This is a genomic window from Clostridium sp. D46t1_190503_E9, from assembly GCF_015555225.1.
Lineage (GTDB): Bacteria > Bacillota > Clostridia > Clostridiales > Clostridiaceae > Clostridium.
The window spans coordinates 1-4,327 of record NZ_JADNKB010000028.1; the positions used below are offsets into that span (position 1 = coordinate 1).

The 4,327-nt window shown below is 29.1% G+C and carries 3 protein-coding genes, 2 tRNA genes and 2 rRNA genes; 1 reads left to right on the forward strand and 6 read right to left on the reverse strand.

Annotation, left to right across the window (positions count from 1 at the left end):
• Window positions 1–416 precede the first annotated feature (416 nt).
• Window positions 417–1,220 carry a pyruvate, water dikinase regulatory protein gene (locus tag I2E83_RS17810; RefSeq protein WP_195266925.1) on the reverse strand — a complete coding sequence of 268 codons (804 nt, stop codon included), beginning with the start codon at window positions 1,218–1,220 and terminating at the stop codon, window positions 417–419.
• A gap of 175 nt (window positions 1,221–1,395) precedes the next feature.
• Here I2E83_RS17810 and I2E83_RS17815 point away from each other — a divergent pair, with 175 nt between their 5' ends.
• Window positions 1,396–2,145 carry a signal peptidase II gene (locus I2E83_RS17815; RefSeq protein ID WP_195431368.1) on the forward strand — a complete coding sequence of 250 codons (750 nt, stop codon included), beginning with the start codon at window positions 1,396–1,398 and terminating at the stop codon, window positions 2,143–2,145.
• Between the two features lie 86 nt (window positions 2,146–2,231).
• Here the strand turns inward: I2E83_RS17815 and I2E83_RS17820 are convergent.
• The 5 genes from I2E83_RS17820 to rrf (I2E83_RS17840) all read right to left on the reverse strand — a co-directional run bounded on the left by I2E83_RS17820 (window position 2,232) and on the right by rrf (I2E83_RS17840) (window position 4,202).
• Window positions 2,232–2,307, reverse strand: a tRNA-Lys gene (locus I2E83_RS17820).
• 6 nt (window positions 2,308–2,313) lie between these two features.
• Window positions 2,314–2,430 (reverse strand): 5S ribosomal RNA (gene rrf / locus I2E83_RS17825).
• Between the two features lie 376 nt (window positions 2,431–2,806).
• A complete protein-coding gene (locus tag I2E83_RS17830) occupies window positions 2,807–3,757 on the reverse strand; it encodes an L-lactate dehydrogenase (protein WP_195266927.1) in 951 nt (316 codons plus the stop codon).
• Between the two features lie 246 nt (window positions 3,758–4,003).
• A tRNA-Lys gene (locus tag I2E83_RS17835) sits at window positions 4,004–4,079 on the reverse strand.
• Window positions 4,080–4,085: 6 nt separating this feature from the next.
• Window positions 4,086–4,202: ribosomal RNA gene (gene rrf, locus I2E83_RS17840) — 5S ribosomal RNA — on the reverse strand.
• Window positions 4,203–4,327: the final 125 nt, after the last annotated feature.

Consider the following 4,327-nt stretch of genomic DNA (forward strand, 5'->3'; position numbering starts at 1 on the left):
CTCAATAAAAAGTTTAATCTCTTCGCTCAAATTACTTTGAGTCTTAATTTTAAGACGTCTAAAAGAATTGCTGGTTTATTTTACTTAACTTATTTTCTGTTCAATTTTCAAAGACCATTTTCTTCATCGCTCTCAAGCGACTTTCTTATCTTATCATCCTAAGTCGTTTATGTCAACATATTTTTTATTGTTTTTTAAAATACTTGACTTGCCTTAGGCGATGAATAAATATTATCATTAAAAAAAACTATTGTCAACATATTTAATCATATTTTTTAATAAAATTATAGATTTATTTTGAAAACAATTATTTTATAGGTGTTTTTGTCTTTTTATAGGTTAATATAAATATAATTAATAATCTGTTATCCAAAACTCTAATGCAGCTATAGATAACAGATTATATGTCTAGTATTTTACTTTTGGTGCCCCAATGCTTCTAGTATTATTAACGCAGTATCTTCTATCGCTCTTTGAGTAACATCTATAGTTTTACATCCTAATCGTCTCATTATTCTATCTGCAAAATCAAATTCTTCTAAAATTCTAGCATCACTTGCATATTCAATTCCTGTAGGCATTCTATGAAATTTATCTAATCTTCTTTTTCGTATTTCTATTAATTGTAGAGGATTTATTACTAATCCAAAGATCTTTTTCTTATCTACTTCAAAAAGTTCCGCTGGTATTTCTACTTCTGGCATAAGGGGTATATTTATAGCTTTTATTCCTTTATTAGCTAAATACATACATAATGGTGTTTTTGATGTTCTTGATAATCCTATAAGTACAACATCTGCATTTTTAAGTCCTCTGTAGTCTTTACTATCATCATATTGCATAGCAAATTCCATTGCCTCAATTCTCTTAAAGTAAACTTCATCGGTTTTCCACATTGCACCTGGGTTATTATCAGGCATTTTATTTAATATAGATGAAGCTACATTTATTATTGGTCCAAGTACATTTACTACTGATATATTTTTCTCTAAACACTTTTGTGTTAGATATTCTCTTACATTTACAGTTATTATAGTTGAAACTATCATACACTTTTCGCAACTACTAACCTCTCTCATTAAATCTTCTATATCTTCTAATCCTTTAATATAGGGAACTCTTTTTACCTCTACTTCTCCTTTGAATTGACTTGATGCTGCCAGTGCAACTTGCTGAGCTGTTTCCCCTATTGAATCTGATACTGCAAAAATTTTTAACACTTCAATCCCCTCCTATGTTGTATGCCGTTATTTTATTATTTATCTAAATAACGTAAATATTCAGTATTTTCACTTTAATTATATCAGTATTTAAAATAATTTGTTATCCTTATATGTAATTTATACCTATGTATGATAAAATCTTAATATCTTAAGTTTTCTGTAGGAGGATAAAATGACTAACAAATTTAATAAAGATAAATGGCTAACAATAGGATTGCTCCCTATAATGTGGTTATTATACTTTGCATTTGAAATTATCACTGGCAGAGTAGATAGTTTTTATACTTTAGGTATGAATTTATTATTAACTATCATATTTGCATTTACAGGCTGGATAATATACATTACATCCAAAAAATATTCTAATGGATTTAGTAGCAAAATAGTTTTTGTAATTTTCCTTATACTTATGTTAATAGATCAAGGAATAAAACTTATAATAAAACTTTTCTATTTCGATAACTATTTTGAAATCATACCAAAGTTTCTTTCCTTTGATCCTATAATTAATACAGATGGATCTTGGCTTAATGCAAGATTTGGCCTTGGAGTGGGATTTTCTGCTTTGATAATATTAAATGCGCTAGCAGTAATACTATTTATAGAAGTATATAGATATTATTTATCTAAAGGAAATAAAGAGTTCTGGTCAGACATGGCATTTTTATTTATTCTATCTGGAGCCCTATGTTCATTGATAGATAAAATCTTTTATGGAGGTAGCCTGGACTTTATAGGAATTAGCAATCTATTCATAGCAGATATAAAAGATATGTATATTAATTTAGGAATATTATTCTTTATAATGTTAATTTATATTAAGGGCTATTTCAAAGAGGAAGATTCTTCAACATTAAAGGATGATCTACAATCTATAAAGAAATTTTTAAAATTTATGAAAAATGATATATTGAGAAAATAAAAAAGAAAGGAATAAAATCCTTTCTTTTTATATATAATGCTAAGCAAGTTCTTATTAAAAAATCACTTCATTACTGAAGTGATTTTTGGTGGCTTACCCGGGAATCGAACCCGGTACACCTTGATTAAAAGTCAAGTGCTCTACCGATTGAGCTAGTAAACCGTATGAACCTGGCAACGTCCTACTCTTCCACACAGTCTCCCATGCAGTACCATCGGCGCTATAAAGCTTAACTTTCCTGTTCGGAATGGGAAGGAGTGTTTCCTTTACGCCATCATCACCAGATATTTTTCTCTCAACAAGAATTTATTATATAGACATATTGTCCATATGTCAACATATTTTTTAAAAATTATTTTATTTTTTCTTATTAATATAAATTAATTCAATTTTATATGTAAATATGCGACTTTAATTCGATTCTATTTTATCCAATCTCAAAGCTTTTATTCATTACCGATAGCATATACATATTTACTTATTGAGTTATTCTTCTAAAATTAAATTTGCCTAAAATCAACTAACCTCTACATACATGCACTTGAAAACTAGAGGAAATAATTTATAACACGTTACTTATATAATTTATTTTATACTTTATCTCAAGAATTAAATAGTGCCATTTATAAAAATATCGTTATTCTTATAAACAGCACTTAAATTATTTATTTAATTTTTCTATATACTCTCTTATAACGTCATTAGATTTTTTAAATCTTTTAAGTTCTTCATCCGTCATATCTATTTCTACTACTTCCTTCACACCTTCGCTATTAAGAACTGCTGGCACACCACTAAATACATTATATTCACCGTATTCACCATCTAATAATGTAGATACTGGTATTATTTTATTCTCATCATTTATAATCGCTTTTATTATACCTACAGTAGCAGCTGCTATAGCATAATAGGTTGTTCCTTTTCTATTATATACTTCCCATCCAGCTTGAGCAGTTTCTAAAACTAATTTATCTAAATCTACATCTCCGACTCTATCTTTATTATCTTGTATAACCTTATTAAAAGGCTTTCCTCCTATATAAACATGAGACCATGGAACCATTTGAGAATCTCCATGTTCACCCATAGAATAAGCTTGAACACTTCTAGGATCAACATTAAATAAATCTCCTATAAAATTCTTTAATCTTGCAGAATCAACTGATGTTCCTGTTCCTATGACGTGACTTTTAGGTAATCCAGATATCTTATATACATGATTAGCTATTATGTCTACCGGATTTGATATTATTATAAAATGCCCATTAAATCCACTTTCCATAATAGGGTCTACTATTGATTCTACTATCTTAGCTGATAAATCCAGTGAATCCAATCTCGTTTGCCCTGGCTTTGGTGGCGCTCCAGCAGTTATTACAACTATATCTACATCACCACATTCTTCATATGATCCAACTCTTATCTTTGTATTTCTATTTAAATATTCTATACAATGCTTTAAGTCCATCACTTCTCCAAGAGCTTTTTCTCTATTAATATCTATCATTAATACTTCATCACAAACCCCTTGTGTTATTAAACTAAATGCTGTACTGGATCCAACTAATCCTGTTCCTACTATAGCTACTTTCCTTGTTTTTGAAAACATATATATTCCCTCCAGTCTAAATTTCTCTTTTTTAAATTATATAGCATCTTTTCATCATGTAAAAATAATTTAAAATCATATTATCTAAAAGTTATTTTTATTTTTTGTATACCCTAAATTATAGATATTATTTATTATAAATTAACCAATCAATATTTATAAAATTTCATATTCTAATAAATTTCAAAGAAATTTCCAAAAAATAATTTTCAAAATAAAAAAATCCTAAACAAATGTTTAGGATTTTGGTGCGTTATCAGGGGATCGAACCCGGGACACCCTGATTAAGAGTCAGGTGCTCTACCAACTGAGCTAATAACGCATGATAACCTGGCAACGTTCTACTCTCCCACACAGTCTCCCATGCAGTACCATCGACGCTGTAGAGCTTAACTTTCCTGTTCGGAATGGAAAGGAGTGTTTCCTCTACGCCATCATCACCAGATTTCAGAGTGTTCTCTGAAAATTGCACATGAATTAATTTTAAGCCTGTTTTTTATTGGTCAAGCCCTCGACCTATTAGTATCAGTCAGCTAAATATGTTACCACACTTACACCTCTGACCTATCA